16 protein-coding genes are annotated in these 14,827 nt (G+C 64.2%); 2 read left to right on the forward strand and 14 right to left on the reverse strand.

Features of this window, described 5'->3' with window-relative positions; translation table 11 throughout:
- Positions 1-84 precede the first annotated feature (84 nt).
- The gene (locus tag VGV58_RS21165) at positions 85-1,002 is read left to right on the forward strand and encodes a LysR family transcriptional regulator (RefSeq protein WP_326875990.1); all 918 of its coding nucleotides are present in this window, start codon (positions 85-87) and stop codon (positions 1,000-1,002) included.
- 52 nt (positions 1,003-1,054) lie between these two features.
- On the opposite strand, the gene VGV58_RS21170 is transcribed toward VGV58_RS21165, so the two are convergent.
- From VGV58_RS21170 to VGV58_RS21230, 13 genes are all read right to left on the reverse strand, one after another.
- Complete coding sequence (locus VGV58_RS21170; RefSeq protein WP_326875991.1) at positions 1,055-2,107, reverse strand: ABC transporter substrate-binding protein; 1,053 nt, start codon at positions 2,105-2,107, stop codon at positions 1,055-1,057.
- A 138-nt stretch (positions 2,108-2,245) separates the two neighbouring features.
- The gene (locus tag VGV58_RS21175) at positions 2,246-3,313 is read right to left on the reverse strand and encodes an ABC transporter ATP-binding protein (RefSeq protein ID WP_326875992.1); all 1,068 of its coding nucleotides are present in this window, start codon (positions 3,311-3,313) and stop codon (positions 2,246-2,248) included.
- On the reverse strand, positions 3,310-4,149 hold the full coding sequence (locus VGV58_RS21180; RefSeq protein WP_326875993.1) for an ABC transporter permease: 840 nt from the start codon (positions 4,147-4,149) through the stop codon (positions 3,310-3,312). Before VGV58_RS21180 ends, VGV58_RS21175 begins: the two co-directional genes overlap by 4 nt.
- Positions 4,146-5,051 carry an ABC transporter permease gene (locus VGV58_RS21185; RefSeq protein ID WP_326875994.1) on the reverse strand — a complete coding sequence of 302 codons (906 nt, stop codon included), beginning with the start codon at positions 5,049-5,051 and terminating at the stop codon, positions 4,146-4,148. The genes VGV58_RS21180 and VGV58_RS21185 overlap by 4 nt, the downstream gene beginning before the upstream one ends.
- Positions 5,052-5,136: 85 nt before the next feature.
- Positions 5,137-5,487, reverse strand: coding sequence for a VOC family protein (locus VGV58_RS21190; protein WP_326875995.1), 351 nt, complete (start codon positions 5,485-5,487; stop codon positions 5,137-5,139).
- A gap of 21 nt (positions 5,488-5,508) precedes the next feature.
- Positions 5,509-6,279, reverse strand: coding sequence for an SDR family NAD(P)-dependent oxidoreductase (locus VGV58_RS21195; RefSeq protein ID WP_326875996.1), 771 nt, complete (start codon positions 6,277-6,279; stop codon positions 5,509-5,511).
- 96 nt (positions 6,280-6,375) lie between these two features.
- On the reverse strand, positions 6,376-7,425 hold the full coding sequence (locus VGV58_RS21200; protein ID WP_326875997.1) for an LLM class flavin-dependent oxidoreductase: 1,050 nt from the start codon (positions 7,423-7,425) through the stop codon (positions 6,376-6,378).
- A 38-nt stretch (positions 7,426-7,463) separates the two neighbouring features.
- Positions 7,464-7,811, reverse strand: a complete 348-nt coding sequence (locus VGV58_RS21205) for a RidA family protein (RefSeq protein WP_326875998.1) — start codon at positions 7,809-7,811, stop codon at positions 7,464-7,466.
- Positions 7,812-7,828: 17 nt separating this feature from the next.
- The gene (locus tag VGV58_RS21210) at positions 7,829-8,416 is read right to left on the reverse strand and encodes a flavin reductase family protein (protein WP_326875999.1); all 588 of its coding nucleotides are present in this window, start codon (positions 8,414-8,416) and stop codon (positions 7,829-7,831) included.
- 125 nt (positions 8,417-8,541) lie between these two features.
- Entirely contained in the window at positions 8,542-9,285 is a 744-nt protein-coding gene (locus tag VGV58_RS21215) for an SDR family NAD(P)-dependent oxidoreductase (RefSeq protein WP_326876000.1), read from the reverse strand.
- Between the two features lie 54 nt (positions 9,286-9,339).
- Entirely contained in the window at positions 9,340-10,125 is a 786-nt protein-coding gene (locus tag VGV58_RS21220; protein WP_326876001.1) for an amino acid ABC transporter ATP-binding protein, read from the reverse strand.
- Position 10,126: 1 nt separating this feature from the next.
- Complete coding sequence (locus VGV58_RS21225; RefSeq protein ID WP_326876002.1) at positions 10,127-10,795, reverse strand: amino acid ABC transporter permease; 669 nt, start codon at positions 10,793-10,795, stop codon at positions 10,127-10,129.
- A gap of 58 nt (positions 10,796-10,853) precedes the next feature.
- Positions 10,854-11,693, reverse strand: a complete 840-nt coding sequence (locus VGV58_RS21230) for a transporter substrate-binding domain-containing protein (RefSeq protein ID WP_326876003.1) — start codon at positions 11,691-11,693, stop codon at positions 10,854-10,856.
- A 258-nt stretch (positions 11,694-11,951) separates the two neighbouring features.
- On the opposite strand from VGV58_RS21230, the gene VGV58_RS21235 reads away from it, so the two are divergent.
- Complete coding sequence (locus VGV58_RS21235; protein ID WP_326876004.1) at positions 11,952-12,980, forward strand: LacI family DNA-binding transcriptional regulator; 1,029 nt, start codon at positions 11,952-11,954, stop codon at positions 12,978-12,980.
- Between the two features lie 648 nt (positions 12,981-13,628).
- On the opposite strand, the gene VGV58_RS21240 is transcribed toward VGV58_RS21235, so the two are convergent.
- A complete protein-coding gene (locus VGV58_RS21240) occupies positions 13,629-14,789 on the reverse strand; it encodes an ABC transporter substrate-binding protein (protein WP_326876005.1) in 1,161 nt (386 codons plus the stop codon).
- Positions 14,790-14,827 lie beyond the last annotated feature (38 nt).

Below are 14,827 nucleotides of genomic sequence, written 5' to 3' on the forward strand. Positions count from 1 at the left end.
TTGCGTCGCGGCTCTTGGCGTGAGGTCAGGCTATGCTCACAGGGGCTTGGCTTGGAACCACCGTTGGTGGACACATACTGTTGAGTGAAACGCAACGATCGGTCGAAGATGAATAGCGGCAGCGAGCTTCAGGTCTTTGCCCATGTCGTTGACAGCGGCAGCTTCGCAGGCGCAGCAAAAATGCTGAACGTGACCCGATCGGCTGTCTGCCGCAGGGTGGATGGTCTGGAGCGCCGCCTCGGCGTGCGACTGCTTGACCGGACAACTCGTCGCCTTTCGCTCACCGAAGCCGGAGAGACCCTGTACCGGCGCGCGCAAACCATCCTCGCGCAGATCGCCGAAGCCGAACTCGTCGTCAGCGAATACGGGGGCGAGCCGCGCGGCACCTTGCGGATCACGAGCCCGATCATGATCGGGTTGCACCGCTTGATCCCGCTGCTTCCCGAATTCCTGGCACTTCATCCCAATATCAAGGTTCATCTCGATCTGTCGGATGATATCGTGGATCCGGCCCTTGCCGATCATGATGTTGGTCTGCGCTGGGGCGCCCCGAAGGACTCGGCCGCGATCATCACGAAAGTAGCCGCGAGCCGGCAGATCATCTGTGCCGCGCCATCTTATCTTGAGCGCCACGGGGCGCCAGAGACGCCCCAGGATCTCTTGCATCACAATTGTCTTCTGATGAGCCGGCTGGGCCTGTTGAGCAATGAGTGGAGCTTTGTCGTCGATGGCCGGCCGTTCAAGCTGAAGGTCCAGGGCAACTATGTCGTCAATGGCGGCCATGGAAACTATGAGGCGGTCGTCTCAGGGCTCGGCATCGGCCGCGTAACCGATCTGCGCGTGGCAGACGACATCCGGACCGGGCGCCTGCGGCCACTTCTCGAAGCTTACGAACCGGAGGACGCCATGCCGATCTTCGCGGCCTACAGAGCAGGCGCCCTGGTACCACCCAAGGTCAGGATTTTTCTCGACTTCCTGCGGCGACGGATGCGTAACCGCTAGGAAATCGGCCGCGCGAAAATCTTCACGCGGCCGGAAGAGAAGTTTTCCTATATCAAGACAGAAGCCACTGGTTGAAGCGCGGCGTGATCTTGCTGCCGTTCTCGGCCCACCAGTCGTAATCCTGGAACACGCCTTTGCTGATGTTCATATCGGACGAGGGAACGTCCTTCAGCCGCTCCGGTGGAAGCAGGGTCAGTGCGTTCTTGTTCACCGGGCCATAGGGGATCAGCTTCGCGTAAGCTGCCTGCTGTTCGGGCTGCAGCGCAAAGGCAATGAACTCCATCGCAGCCTTCTTGTTCTTGGCGCCCTTCAGGATCTGCATTGCGTTGGCGACGAAGAGCGACTGGTTCAGTGTGAAGTCGAGCGAGCCCCCCTCGGCGCGCGGGTCATAGAGGCGCCCGTTCCAGCCCATCGCCAGCGGCACCTCGTCGTCGAGCAGGATCTGGGTCGACTGGGCGCCGGTGCTCCACCAGTAGAGATTGGGCTTGAGCTTATCGAGGCTGCGCAGCGCCCGCTCCAGGTCAAGTGGGTAGAGCTTGTCCTTGTCGACGCCATCGGCCATCAGCGCGATCTCAAGCGTCTGGAAAGGCTGCTTCCACAGGCCACGGCGGCCCTTGAACTTCTGCTGGTCCCACATCTCGGCCCAGGTCTTCGGCGCCACGTCGGACTTGATCGATTTGGTGCTCCAGCCGATCACCGCGGCGGCGACGTCGAAGGGGATGTAGTGGTCGCGCGGCACGCCGGGGATCAGCGCGGATTTGTCGATCACACCGAAATCGAGTCGCTCGAGCAGGCCCTGGGCGCCGAAGCTCGCGGCGATCGCGGCGTCGGCGCTGACGACGTCCCATTCGATCGCGTTGGCCTCGACCATCGACTTGACCTTGGCATAGACGGTCGAGGTCGTGACGATCTCGATGCCGGTCTTCTTCGTGTAAGGCTCGAAGACTGCTTTCTTGAGCGCTTCCTCGGTCTTGCCGCCGGTCGTGGCGATAACGAGGCTGCGGGTCTGGGCACGCAGCACTGTCGGCGCGACGATCGTTCCGGCGAGCGTGGCGCCGAGGCCGGCACCTAGCACTCCGCGCCGCGACATCAAGGTCATGGTCATTGGTTCTCTCCCGTTCGGTAAAGCGGCTGGTCTTCCCTTGCGCCCATGTGCCGCTCCCGCCCCCGGCTGCATGTCGATGGCGAGTCATGAGCAGGTCGATCGGTGGCGGGTGCGCCACGATCTCGCTCTTGCTGGCGGCTACTCAGGAATGATCAGGGTGTCCTTGGCCTTCCAGGTCACGCTCACGGTCTCCCCCAGATCGTGCAGCCTGGCACCGCGCTCGGAGGCCGCCCTGACGATCACCGAACAATTCGGATTAAGGCGGATGCGGTATTTCACGACGCCCGCCAGGTGCACGGCGTCCTCGATCCCGCCGCTGAAGCTGTTGTCGGAGGCCGCGCTGCCTTCCGACAGCTGGATGTTTTCCGGCCTAACGCAGGCGAAGCACGGTCCCGGATGCGCAGCGACGTGCCCGGTCTTCAGCGACAGCCCACTCTGCGTTTCGACGAGCGCGCCGCTGGACGCACCGTCCCGAAGACGGAACAGGTTCGCCTCGCCGAGGAAGTTCGCGACGAAGGCGTTCCGGGGCTCGTCGTAAAGCTCGCGCGGGGTGCCGACCTGTTCGAGCCGGCCGCGGTTCATGATGGCCATGCGATCGGCCATCGCGGCGGCCTCTTCCTGATCGTGCGTGACGTAGAGAACGGTCGATCCGACCTTCCGATGGAAGGCCTTGATCTCGTCCTGCATGCCCTCGCGCAGCTTCTTGTCGAGCGCCCCGAGCGGCTCATCCATGAGCAGAAGCGGCGGATCGTAGACGGCGGCGCGCGCAAGCGCGACGCGCTGCTGCTGGCCGCCCGAGAGCTGCTTTGGCAGACGGTCACCGAGATGGCCGAGCTGGACCATCGCCAGCATAGCCTCGACCTTCGCCTGTGCCTCCTGTTTCGAGGCGCCCCGCATTTCCAGGGGGAAGGCGACGTTTTGCGCGACCGTCCGGAACGGGAACAGGGAGTAGTTCTGGAAGACCATCCCGATATTGCGCTTGTGCGGCGGGCGGCTGTTGATCGCCTGGCCATCGAGCACGATCGAGCCGCTGCTCAGCGGCACGAACCCCGCGACCGTCCCGAGCAGGGTGGATTTGCCCGACCCGCTCGGACCGAGCAAGGCGAAGAACTCGCCGGGCTCGATATGCAGCGAGGTCGGCTGCAGTACGCTCAGCTCGCCATAGCTCTTGGCGACGTCGCGAAACTCTAGTGCGGCACCCCTCATGGCTGGCTCCCAGACGTGGACGGTTCGCTCGCGGCGGCGAAGCGGTGAAGGACGAAGACGAGGACGAGGATCGCCAGCGACAGCGCGAGCACGAGCGTGGCGATGGCGGCGACGGTCGGAGTGAGCGCGTAGGCGAGCTGGTCCCAGATCAGCCGCGGCAGCGTCTCGGTCCGCGGTCCCGTCAGGAACAGCGACAGCATCAGCTCGTCGAACGAGGTGGCGAATGCGAGCACGGCCCCGGTGACAGCGGACGGTGCGATCATCGGCAGCGTGACCTTGCTGAACGCCCGCCACTGATTGGCGCCCAATGTCATGGCCGCGAGCTCGAGCTGGAAGTCGTAGTTCCGCAGCGCGGCGCTGACGGCGACGAAGACCAGCGGGATTCCGACGACGGAGTGGCCGAGGATAGGTGCCCAGAAGGTCCCGGTCAGCCGCAGGTCGACGACGATCGGATAGAGACCGATCGCCAGGATGACATGCGGCAGCATCATCGGCGCGGTGACCAGCACGGCTGCCGGGCGGGTCCAGCCCGCGCGCGATCGCGCGATCGCCAATGCCGCGCAGGTTCCGACCACCGCCGAGATCGCGGCGACCGGCGCGCCGATCAGGACGCTGTTCCAGGTCGCGCGCCACCAGCGCGGCTCGTTGAAGGCCGCCTGATACCAGCGCAGGCCCCATCCGCCCGGCGGGAACCTTAGATAGGCGTCGCTGCTCGCCGAAAGCGGCACCACCACGAGGATGGGCAGGATCAGGAAAAGGACGACCAGTACGGCATATGCCGCGAGCAGGAGGCGCCCGCTCCGGCCACCGCGCGGCGCATCGTTCATGAGGCTCATGGGCGCAGCTCCTTGCCGGGACCGATGAACCAGTTGGCCGTAAAATAGATCGCGGCCGTCACCCCCAGCAGCATCGAGGCGAGAGCGGACGCCAGGGGCCAGTCGAGGAAGGTCGAGGCCTGCTGTTCGATCAGCACCGCAAGCATGGTATTCGACGCCCCGCCCAGCAGAGCGGGTGTGACGTAGAAGCCGAGCGCGGTGATGAAGACCAGCGAAACCCCGGCAGCGATGCCGGGCATCGACAGGGGCAGATAGACGCGCAGGAACAGTTTGACCGGACCGGCGCCCAGGACCTCGCCGGCACGCAGCAATGTCCTGTCCAGCGACCGCAGATTGTTGATCAGCGGCAGCATCATGAACGGCAGCAGGATATGGACCATGCCGATCTGGACGGCGATCGACGTCTGCAGGATCTGGAGCGGCCGGTCGATCCAGCCCAGGCCGGTCAGGGCTTCGTTGAGGACACCGTTCTTCTGGAACAGGATCATCCAGGCATAGCTGCGGATCACGACGCTCGTCCAAAGCGGGATCAGGAGCAGGCCGGTCATCAGGTTCGCCCGGGACGGGCGCAGGCTCGCGACATAGACGGCGAAGGGATAGGCGATGAGCAGGCAAATCGCAGTCACCGAGAAGGCGGTCTGCAGTGTGGTGAGCAGCACGCGCAGATAGGGCCCGCCCGAGAGGATCCGTTCGTAGTTGGACAGGCCGAGGCTCGGCTCGGTGATGCTGCGCGACAGGACGCGCAGCAGAGGCCAGACGAAGAAGAGCCCCAGAAATGCGATCGGCACCACGATGAGCCGCGCATAGGCCATGTTGGCGTCCCAACTGACGTGCGCAGCGTGCCGGGCTCTCCCGACCGGAAAGAGCTTGCGCAATGCGGGAGCACGACGAGTGTCGCTCATCGCAGCCGCCCCCTTCCCCACCCGGGGCCCCTGTCGATCGGCGGCATGGAGCCAGGCGGCCCGTGCGACGCGACAACCGGGCCGGTCATTGCGGGCGCCCGAAGAGCTGGAAGACGTTGCCGTCGGGATCGCTCGCCGTGACGACCCGGCCGTGGGAACCCATGTCGCGCCGCGCCAGGATCGCGCCGCCGGAACGAACCACCGCAGCCTCGGCCTCGGCGATATCCGCAGCCTCGAAGACCGCGACCGCCCCCTGTTCGACCGCCGACTCGTCCGGGCTGCTCAGGGCGAAGTTCGCACCGCCAACATCGAACTGCGTCCAGCGCTCGCCATCGGCGAATTTGGGCATCAGCGCCAGGGCATCGCGATAGAATGCGCTGGCCCGGGCCATGTCGGATACAGGGTAGTAGACGTTCTGAATTCGCTTCACGGTCATGACCGATGCCCCCTGGCTGCGTCAGTAGGCGGTCCAACCGTCATCGGCCGTGATGTTCTGGCCGTTGATGTAGGCGCTCGCCTCCGAGGCCAGGAACAGCGCCACCGGGCTGATCTGGTCGGGCGTGGCACGCGAGGGCCGGGTCGCGAGCCCCTTGTCGCGCAAGGCGATCGCGGCTGGTGACGCCTCGCCGCCGAACTCGCCGGACGAGATGTCGGTCGCGACGGAACCGGGCGAAATCGCATTGCAGCGGATGCCCTGGCTGCCATAGGCGGCGGCGATGCTGCGGGTCAGCCCGATGACGCCGTGCTTCGAGGCTGTATAGGCGGCGCCGCTGCGACCGCCGAGAAATCCGGCGATCGAGGCCGTGTTGATGATCACGCCCCTGCCCTGCGCCAGCATGACCGGCATCGCCGCGCGGCACATGAGATAGGGACCGGTGAGGTTGACGGCGACGACACGTTCCCAGATCTCCGGGGGCGTTTCGAGCAGCGGGCGCTGGCGGTCCGTGATGCCGGCATTGTTGCAGAGCACGTCGATGCGGCCGAACGCCTCGACGACCTGCTTGACCGCCGCATCGACATCGGCGGCGCGGGCCCCGTCGGCGACGATGCCGATCGCCTGCGCGCCCAGCGCACGGGCTTCCTCGGCGGCCTCTTCGGCCCGGTCCTGGCGTATGTCGAGGATCGCCAGCACAGCGCCGGCCCCGGCGAAGTTGCGCACCATGGCGCGGCCGATGCCCGAGCCGCCCCCTGTGATGATCGTGACTTTGCCGGCGACTGAGTTCGTCATGGTCTTCCCCTCTTGATTGCTTGCGGCTTGAGCGGCGCCGTCTTTCGCGTAAGAGCCCGCCGCGATGACCGCGGCGGGTTTTGGCTGGCGCCTGGCTCAGCGCAGGGTCAGGTGTCGCTGGAGGTGTGGCATCACCTCGGAGCCGAAGAGCTCCATCGAGCGCAAGGTCTTTGCCGGCGCGATGCCCGGCAGAGCCATGAACAGGCTCCAATGGGTCGGCTTCAGCGTCTCGAACTGCTTGTCGAGGCGTGCCGCCACCGTCTCCGGATCGCCGATGATCAGGCGATCGGCGAGCTCGTCGAGCGTCGGTTCCCCAGGCTGCGGCTCCTCCTGCAGGATGACGCCGTCAAGCCGCGCCGAGTTGGCGCGCATGGCGCCGGCCACGCGGCGGATGTAACGCGCGGCCTCGGCTGCCTCGAGGGCCTCCTTCCGGTCGCGCGTCACATAGACGTATTGCTGCATCGCGAAGGGCATCGCCTCGGCGTGTCCTCCGACCGCCGTATAGGCATCCAGCGCCTTACCGCGGAACGCCTGGAGCTCCTCCAGCTTGTTCCAGCCCGCAGTGAAGATCGGAACATAACCCTTCGTGGCGATGCGGCGCTGCGTCTCGGGGTCGTTGCCGAGGCCGGCGACATAGACGTCCGGCCGCTTCTGGGTGAAGCGGAGGCTGAAGGCCGTCTCCGGGATGGTGATGTGCTTGCCAGAATATTCGACGCGGCCGTTCTCGATGAACTGCTCGAACACGTCGAGGGTCTCGAGGAAGATGTTGCGGCCCTGCGCGATATCGACGCCGAGCTTGTGGAACTCGTACTGCTGGTAGCCGCTGCCCAGACCGACCACGGCACGGCCGTCACTGACGATGTCGAGCAGGCAGAGATCCTCGAGCATGCGCAGCGGGTGGTAGAGTGGGACCACGATCACGCCGGTGCCGAGCCGGATGCGCTTCGTCCGGCCTGCCATATAGGTCGCCATGCCGATCGGCGCGGGGCAAAGGCAATAGTTCGAGAAGTGATGCTCCGCGAACCAGGCGATGTCGAAGCCGATATCCTCGGCAAGCGTGACCTGGTCGACCGTCTGGCGGAAGACGGAAGCCAGGGGCTGGCTCGTGTCCCGGTACGGCATGAGGCTGAAGAGCCCGAGATGCATGGGTCTATCCTTGAAGATCTGTCTCGTTACGCGGCCGGTCACGCCAGGATCGCCTGTGCCCGGATCTCGACCAGCGCGCCCTTGCCGGCGAGCGCGGACTCGACCGTCGCCCGCGCCGGCAACGCGGCCGGGTCGGCCCAGCTTTCCCAGGCGGCGTTCATCTCGGCGAAGGTGGAGATATCGGTGAGCCAGATGTTGACGCTGACGAGATGCGACTTGTCGCTGCCGGCCTGCGCCAGGTAGCCGTCGATCTGCTGCAGGATGTCGAGCGTCTGCTGGCGTACGTCGCCGGACTTGTCCTTGGCCGTCAGCCCGGAGAGGAAGACGAACCCGCCTGCCTTCAGAGCCTTGCTGAGGCGGCCGGTGGTTTCAAAGCGTTCGATCATGACGTCCTCTCGGATGTTCAGCTGCAATGCCGGTAGCGGCGGTCGTGATAGAGAAGAGGGTCGGTCGCGGCGGAGCTGTGCACCGCTCGGACGAGCCCCATGAAAAGCGTGTGGCTCGATGCATCGACGATCGTCGTCAGCTCGCATTCGAAGGCCACGACGGCTCCGCGCAGCACGGGAGCCCCGGTTTCCCCCTGGTGCCATTCGCCGGTTGCGAAGCGCTGGTCCGGGCCGGCCCGGCCGCCGAAGGCGTCGGCGATCGGCATCTGGCTCGCATCGAGGATGTTCACCGCGAAGAAGCTCGCCCGGCTGATCACCTCGTGAGCCGAGCTCGACTTGTTGATGCAGACCGCCAGCATGGGAGGCTCGGCAGAGACCGAGCAGATCGCAGTGGCGGTCAGGCCGCGACGCACCCCCTCGAAGGACGCGGTGACGATCCCGACTGAGCTCGCGACCTTGCGCATACCGTCCCGGAAGACGGCCGCTGCATCCGGCTCCGTACCCGGATCGTTCGGGATCAGCCTGGACGGCGGGGCCGCCTGCCGGGGTGCGCTGCTATTGGCAACGTCGCGTCCGACCTGCTGCGCACTGTTGTCCATCGTCATCGACGCATGCCTTTCCTCGAATTCGCGGGCGCCACCTGCGGCCTTCATCGAAGATGATAGCGCTAACATTTCTGGGCGAGCTCCGATTTTCGGCTATGGGTGAAGGCTCCTTCGAGCCGACTCGGCTAGACCGAGACGACCCCGCCATTGGCGACGACGACTTCGCCGACGATGTAGCGGTTGCGTTCCGAAGCGAGGAACACGACGATGCCCGCGACGTCATCCGCCTCGGCAGCGTAGCCGACCGGGATCTCGGTGATGCGCTTCGCCAGCCAGCCCTGCGACTTTGCCGTATCCGTCGCGATCGCCCCCGGGCTGACGGCATTCACGATGACGCCACTGGGCGCGAGTTCCCGGGCGAATGACCGGGTCAGGCTGACGACGCCCGCCTTGGCGGCTGCGTAGTGGCAGTTGGTCGGCTTGGCGATATGGCCATCGACGGAGGCGATATTGACGATCCGGCCATAGCCGCGCTCGATCATGCCGTCCATGAAGGCGCGGCTCATCAGAAAGACGCTGCGCAAATTGACGTTGAAGGTGTCGTCCCAGTCCTTGAGGGTGATCTCGCGGACCGGCCGCCCGGCATAGAAGCCGGCATTGTTGATCAGCACGTCGACGGCACCGTTGCGGCCGGCCTTCTCGCCGAAGGCGGCGATGGCGTCCGGGCTCGAGACGTCGCAGACGAAAGTTTCGACATCGGCACCGGAATTGACCAGCTCAGCCTTCGCCGCGTCGAGCGCATCGGCGTCACGGTCGCACAGGACCAGCCTGGCGCCCTGTGCCGCGAGCATCGCCGCGACAGCGAGGCCGAGCCCCTTCGCCCCGCCCGTCACAACGCAGCGGCGCCCCTGAAATTCGGATACGGCCATCGAAATCTTCCTCTAAAGCTCTGTCTGAGACGCCCGTGGGCGCGTGAAAGGTGGTCAGGCAACGGGGCGCAGGTTCGAACGGTGAAACCGGGTCAGAAAGGCCTTGGTTCTTTCGTGCTCCGGCGTCAGCAGGACCTTGTCGGGCGCCCCCTCCTCGACGATGCGGCCGCCGCTCATGAAGCAGACCTTGTCCGCGACCTCTTGCGCGAAGCGCATCTCATGGGTGACGAGGATCATGGTCATCCCCTCCTCGGCCAGCGAACGCAGGACCTGCAGCACCTCGTCCACCAGTTCGGGGTCGAGCGCCGAGGTGACCTCGTCGCAAAGCATGACCTCGGGATTCATCGCCAGGGCGCGAGCGATCGCGACGCGCTGGCGCTGCCCTCCGGACAGGCGCGCCGGATATTCGTTGCGCTTGTCCTGCAGCCCGACCCGCGCCAAGAGCGCCAACGCCTTCTCCGCCGCCTCCTGCCTGGATTCGCCGAGCACAGAGACCGGCCCCTCCATGACATTGGCGAGGGCGGTCATGTGCGGGAACAGATTGAAGTTCTGGAAGACGATGCCGACATTCCGGCGCAGGGCCAGGATGTCACGCTTGGCGACCCGAGCGCCGTCGCCGCTGAAGTCGATCTGCTGGCGCCCGATCTTGACCTGCCCCCCATTGGGCCGCTCCAGCAGGTTGATGCAGCGCAGCAGCGTCGATTTTCCCGACCCGCTCGAGCCAAGCAGCGCAACGACGCTGCCCTTCTCGACATGCAGGTCGACGTTCCTGAGGACCTCCAGCTCGCCGAAGCGCTTCTGGATGCCGATGAGGCTGACGATCGGTGCGGAGGTCGTCATGTCACTCGCCCTTCCTGATGAGCCGCGCCTCTGCGAACTGGGCGAGCAGGGTCAGCGGGAACAGCATCGCGAAATAGATCACCGCGATCGCCGTGTAGACCTCGAGCGGCCGATAGGTCTCGGCCGTGATCCGGCTGCCCTGATAGACGATCTCGGCGATGGCCAGGGTCGAGACCAGGGAGGTGTTCTTCAACTGCATGATCGACTGGTTGACGAACGGTGGGATCATGCGCCGCGCCGCCTGCGGCAGGATGATCCGCCACATCAGCTTGCCGTCGGACATGCCGAGACCGCGGCCGGCATCCCACTGCCCCTTGTCGATCGAACCGATGCCGGCGCGGAAGACCTCCGCGTAAAAGACGCTGCCATAGAGTGTCAGAGCGATGATCGCCGCCGTCTTGGCGTCCATGCTGATGCCGACCAGCACCGGGAATGCGTAGTAAAACCAGATCAATTGCACGAGAAAAGGCGTGCAACGAAAGATTTCGATGAACCCGATGATCGGGTAGTTGACGATCCGCAGATTTGTCATTCGGCAGATCGCGATCGCCATCCCGAGAAGGCAGGCCAGGACGATCGAGATCGCCGTATAGCTCAGCGTCGTCGCAACGCCCTTCCAGAGCAGGTCTTGATACTCCGCCAGAAAACGGAAGTTCCACTGATATGCCATTCCGCTTCCTCCGGGCCGGCGGGCGAATCCAGCGCCCGCCGATCACAACCCTTCGCCGTTAAAACTGAACCTCGGGCGGAATACTCGCCGCATCGATGCCGATATTGGCGAGCCCGTCGGTCAGCCACGTACGGACCTGGCCCATGCCGCGGTGATAGGCGATCCAGACATTGATGAATTCCATCATGCGCTTGTCCGCCTGAGGCACGGTCGCCACGCAGGAATCGGTGAAGACCACCGGGGACGGCACGGACATCTTGCCGAGGCCTGGATTCTTCTTGATCGCATCGAGCCCCAGCAACGGCGTCATGACCATGCAGTCCGCCTTGTTCGAGACCACCGCAAGGATCACCTCGTCGCGGGTCTTGTAGACGGTGATCGTAGCCTTGGGCGCGTTGCGCTTGGTGATCATCTCATGGGCCGAGCCGCCATCGACAGCGATCCGGACCTCCGGCTTGTTCAAGTCCGCCCAGGTCTTGCTCTCGACATTGCGGCAGATCGTGTTGAAGGTGTTGATATGCACCGGATTCGAGAAGTGCATCACCTTGCCTTTGGCAGGGCTCGGGTTCTGCCCGAAATGCACGTCCGTCTTGCCCGACTGCAGATCGAGCACGGCCGTCCCCCAGGATCCGGTCTCGACGACTTCGAGTTCGACACCGAGCCCCTTGGCCATGTCACGGCCCATCTCGATGAAGATGCCGCTCCACTCGCCCGTCTTGCGATCCTTGATATAGTAGGGCGCTTCGTTCGGGATGCCCGAGACACGCAGCTTTCCGCCCTGTGTCACGCGATTCCAGGTCGAATCCTGTGCAGCCACGGGCGCCGGCGCCGCGCAAGCGACCGCGAGCCCCACCGCCGCCACTGCGGCCCGCATCGAGTTCCAGAATGCCATGCTCATCACTCCCCTCGGTCTTGGTTGAATTTATGATAGCGCTCACATAATGCCCGTCAAGCCAGTTCCGAAAAATTTTTGCGGCATTACGGCGATCGCTTGACCGACCACCCTTTCGCACCGTGAGTTTGGAAGCTAATGAGTCTATCGGCAGCGCCGATCGGTGCCGATAACGATCTCAAATCCTGCCACCTTTTCCGGGTGGAAGAGCAGCGTGCTAATGTTAGCGCAATCATGTCGATAACGGTCTAGCGGATATCAAGGATGAAATCTTCGAAGAAGCTCGCCACATCGACCGGCTTTGCGCGCATGTCGGATATCGCGACCCGTGCCGGCGTTTCCCTCATGACTGTCTCCCGAGCCCTGCGGGAGCCGTCCAAGGTTGCCCCGGCGACGCTCGCGAAGATCCGGGCGGTCACCGAGGAACTCGGCTATGTGCCCAATCTGGTCGCCGGCTCGCTCGCGGGGAAGCGCTCCGGCTTCATCGTGGTCATCATCCCCAATCTCAGAGCCGAGATTTACACCGAGTGCTTCGAAGGCATCACCAAGGTCTCCGAGGCTGCCGGCATGCGAATCCTGTTGGGCTGCAGCGGCTATTCGACCGACAGTGAGTTCCGCCTTCTGGAATCATTGATGTCCTATCGGCCGTCCGGCGTGATCCTGACGGGCTACACCCATTCGGCCGAGGTCCGGGACTTGATCCAGAGGATTGGCCTACCGGTGGTCGAGACCTTCAACATCACCGAGACTCCCATCAGCGTCTGCGTCGGGTACTCGAACTACAAGGCGATGTACGACCTGACCGAGGTCCTCGTCAGACGCGGCTGTCGCAACATCGTGCATCTCTGTACCGACTACGCCCCGAATGACCGCAATGCCGATCGGAGGGCCGGCTATGCAGCCGCCTTGCGCGCCAACGGGTTTGCCGAGGACGCTATCCGCTATGTCCCCACCGAATTTACCCATGCCGGAGCTGGCAAGGCGATAGGTGCTTATCTCGACCGCTTCCCGGAAGTCGACGGCATCGCCTGCGGCGGCGATGTACTGGCGATCGGCGCCCTTCTCGAATGTCAGAGCCGAGGGATCAAAGTGCCCAGTCAGATAGCCATCGGGGGCTTCGACGACCTGGAGCTGTCGTCGATCCTGTCGCCGTCCATCACGACCGTCCGAGTTCCGCGGCGTGCCATGGGAGAAGCCGCGGCCGAGCAATTGCTGCGACAGATCGACGGGATAGGCACGCGGCAAAGAGTGATCGACCTCGGCTATGAGATCGTCATTCGTCAGACTGCGTAGACTGCAGCGAGTTCATGAGCTCTTGCAGCGACATCCCTTCCTCACCGCCGGGCAGTTCGTCGGTCAGACAGGCCTCAGCATGGCGACAGTCAATGCTGCCCTCGCCGATCTCGATCGACTCGGCATTGCCGAGGAGGTAACAGGGCGTAAGCGCGGCGCGTGTTCAGCTAGCGCCGCTATCTGGCTCTTTTGAGCGAGGGTACGGACCCGCCGCGAGTCATAACGTGCCCCGGAGATGTCGGCATCCGGCCCTCGGGCTCGGCTCTCGTCAGCAGGAGCACGTGGCTGGTTTCCAGCCAGCCGAGCTGTCAGCGCCTCGTGGCAGGGCAGGCACATTCGCTGAGCCGATGAGCCGCAATCGACCCGAACGGCATCTTCGTCAACCGATCGCCACCAGCGGATCTGGCGCGTCGAATTTCATCGACGATGGCCAAGTCTGGGCTTCGGATAGAGCCAGCCGGATCGGACTGCGCAGCCCAGAGCCTATTCGAGCGAAGCGGGCACCGGCTCGCGTGAAGAAAATTCGATAAAGCAAAGGCCTGGAGCAATTCCACACCTCGGAGAATGGCGAAATTGCTCTGGAGAGTCGTCTGCCACCAGGCGCCCGCTCTGCGCCGGCGCATAGATTCGGCGGGAGATTTGTCAGCTTCAGCGTACCAGGTTGCAGGCTTCGGTGTCAGGAGCTTTGAAGATCTCGCTCCCCGGCAAAGTTTTGACCAGCTCAAGCAGATCCCATTCGCCTTTCGATTCGGCCGGCTTTTTCGCTCGCAGGAGATACATGTCGCGGATGACACGGCCATCGGCGCGAATCGAGCCATCCTTGGTCATGAAATCGTTGATCGGCGTTGCCTTCATTTTCGGCAGGACCTTGCCCGGCTCGACAGCACCCGCTGCCTCGACCGATTTGAGATAGTGCGTTACGGCACCATAGGCGCTGGCCTGGTTCATGTTCGGCATTCTGCCGAACTTCTCCAGATAGCGCTTGGCGAAAGCACGGCTCGCCTCATTCAGGTCCCAATAGAACGCCTCGACGATCATCAGATCGTGAGCGATCGGCAGACCCAGCGCCTTGATGTCGTGGAACGTCAGGGCCGGGGCCGCGACCCGTTGCCCACCGGCGCGCAGTCCGAATTCCTCGACCTGTTTCATCACCGTGACCGAATGCATGGTCGTCGTCATCAGGCCGACGACCGTCGCCTTTGAGGACTGCGCCCGCAGGATGTCGGAAGCGAAGTCGGTCGCCTCGAAGGAGTGCTTCGAAGTTCCGAGCACCTTGCCGCCGGTCGCCGCGACGCGGTTGGTGACGTCCCGCTCCAGATTGGCGCCGTAGGCATAGTCCATGGTGAGGAAGTACCAGCTGTCCTTGGGCGAGCCGCCATAGGCGAGGAAGGCACCATTGGCCTGGCTGTAGGTGTCGTAAGTCCAGTGGATGCCGTTGGGCGAGCAATACTTGCCGGTGATGTCGGTACTGCCGGTGCTGAGATAGACGACGACCTTGTTCTTGTCGCGCGCGAGCTGTTGGACACCGATCGCGATGCTGGTCAGGCCGACGTCGAAAATTGCTTCGACACCCTCGTCATACCAGCGCCGCGCCAGGGCGACGCCGAGATCCGGCTTGCTGAGATGGTCGCCGTCGAGCAATTCAATCGGCCTGCCCAAAACTTTTCCGCCGAAGTCCTCGACGGCCATACGGGCGGCCAGCACCGTTCCACGACCCGAGAAATCGGCTGCGGCACCCGATTGGTCGGTCAGCACGCCGATCTTGACCGGGGTGTTCGACTGAGCGCGAACGGCGGGTTGCGCCGCCACGAGCCCGCTCCATGCGAGAGCCGAGGCGAACATCATCC

Source organism: Allobosea sp. (genome assembly GCF_035944895.1).
In the GTDB taxonomy this organism is placed as follows: domain Bacteria; phylum Pseudomonadota; class Alphaproteobacteria; order Rhizobiales; family Beijerinckiaceae; genus Allobosea.

Bases quoted from the DNA above. Each gene is read 5' to 3' on its own strand.
- VGV58_RS21170 (WP_326875991.1), bottom strand. From the start codon at position 2,107: ATGACCATGACCTTGATGTCGCGGCGCGGAGTGCTAGGTGCCGGCCTC.
- VGV58_RS21175 (WP_326875992.1), bottom strand. From the start codon at position 3,313: ATGAGGGGTGCCGCACTAGAGTTTCGCGACGTCGCCAAGAGCTATGGC.
- VGV58_RS21180 (WP_326875993.1), bottom strand. From the start codon at position 4,149: ATGAGCCTCATGAACGATGCGCCGCGCGGTGGCCGGAGCGGGCGCCTC.
- VGV58_RS21185 (WP_326875994.1), bottom strand. From the start codon at position 5,051: ATGAGCGACACTCGTCGTGCTCCCGCATTGCGCAAGCTCTTTCCGGTC.
- VGV58_RS21190 (WP_326875995.1), bottom strand. From the start codon at position 5,487: ATGACCGTGAAGCGAATTCAGAACGTCTACTACCCTGTATCCGACATG.
- VGV58_RS21195 (WP_326875996.1), bottom strand. From the start codon at position 6,279: ATGACGAACTCAGTCGCCGGCAAAGTCACGATCATCACAGGGGGCGGC.
- VGV58_RS21200 (WP_326875997.1), bottom strand. From the start codon at position 7,425: ATGCATCTCGGGCTCTTCAGCCTCATGCCGTACCGGGACACGAGCCAG.
- VGV58_RS21205 (WP_326875998.1), bottom strand. From the start codon at position 7,811: ATGATCGAACGCTTTGAAACCACCGGCCGCCTCAGCAAGGCTCTGAAG.
- VGV58_RS21210 (WP_326875999.1), bottom strand. From the start codon at position 8,416: ATGACGATGGACAACAGTGCGCAGCAGGTCGGACGCGACGTTGCCAAT.
- VGV58_RS21215 (WP_326876000.1), bottom strand. From the start codon at position 9,285: ATGGCCGTATCCGAATTTCAGGGGCGCCGCTGCGTTGTGACGGGCGGG.
- VGV58_RS21220 (WP_326876001.1), bottom strand. From the start codon at position 10,125: ATGACGACCTCCGCACCGATCGTCAGCCTCATCGGCATCCAGAAGCGC.
- VGV58_RS21225 (WP_326876002.1), bottom strand. From the start codon at position 10,795: ATGGCATATCAGTGGAACTTCCGTTTTCTGGCGGAGTATCAAGACCTG.
- VGV58_RS21230 (WP_326876003.1), bottom strand. From the start codon at position 11,693: ATGAGCATGGCATTCTGGAACTCGATGCGGGCCGCAGTGGCGGCGGTG.
- VGV58_RS21235 (WP_326876004.1), top strand. From the start codon at position 11,952: ATGAAATCTTCGAAGAAGCTCGCCACATCGACCGGCTTTGCGCGCATG.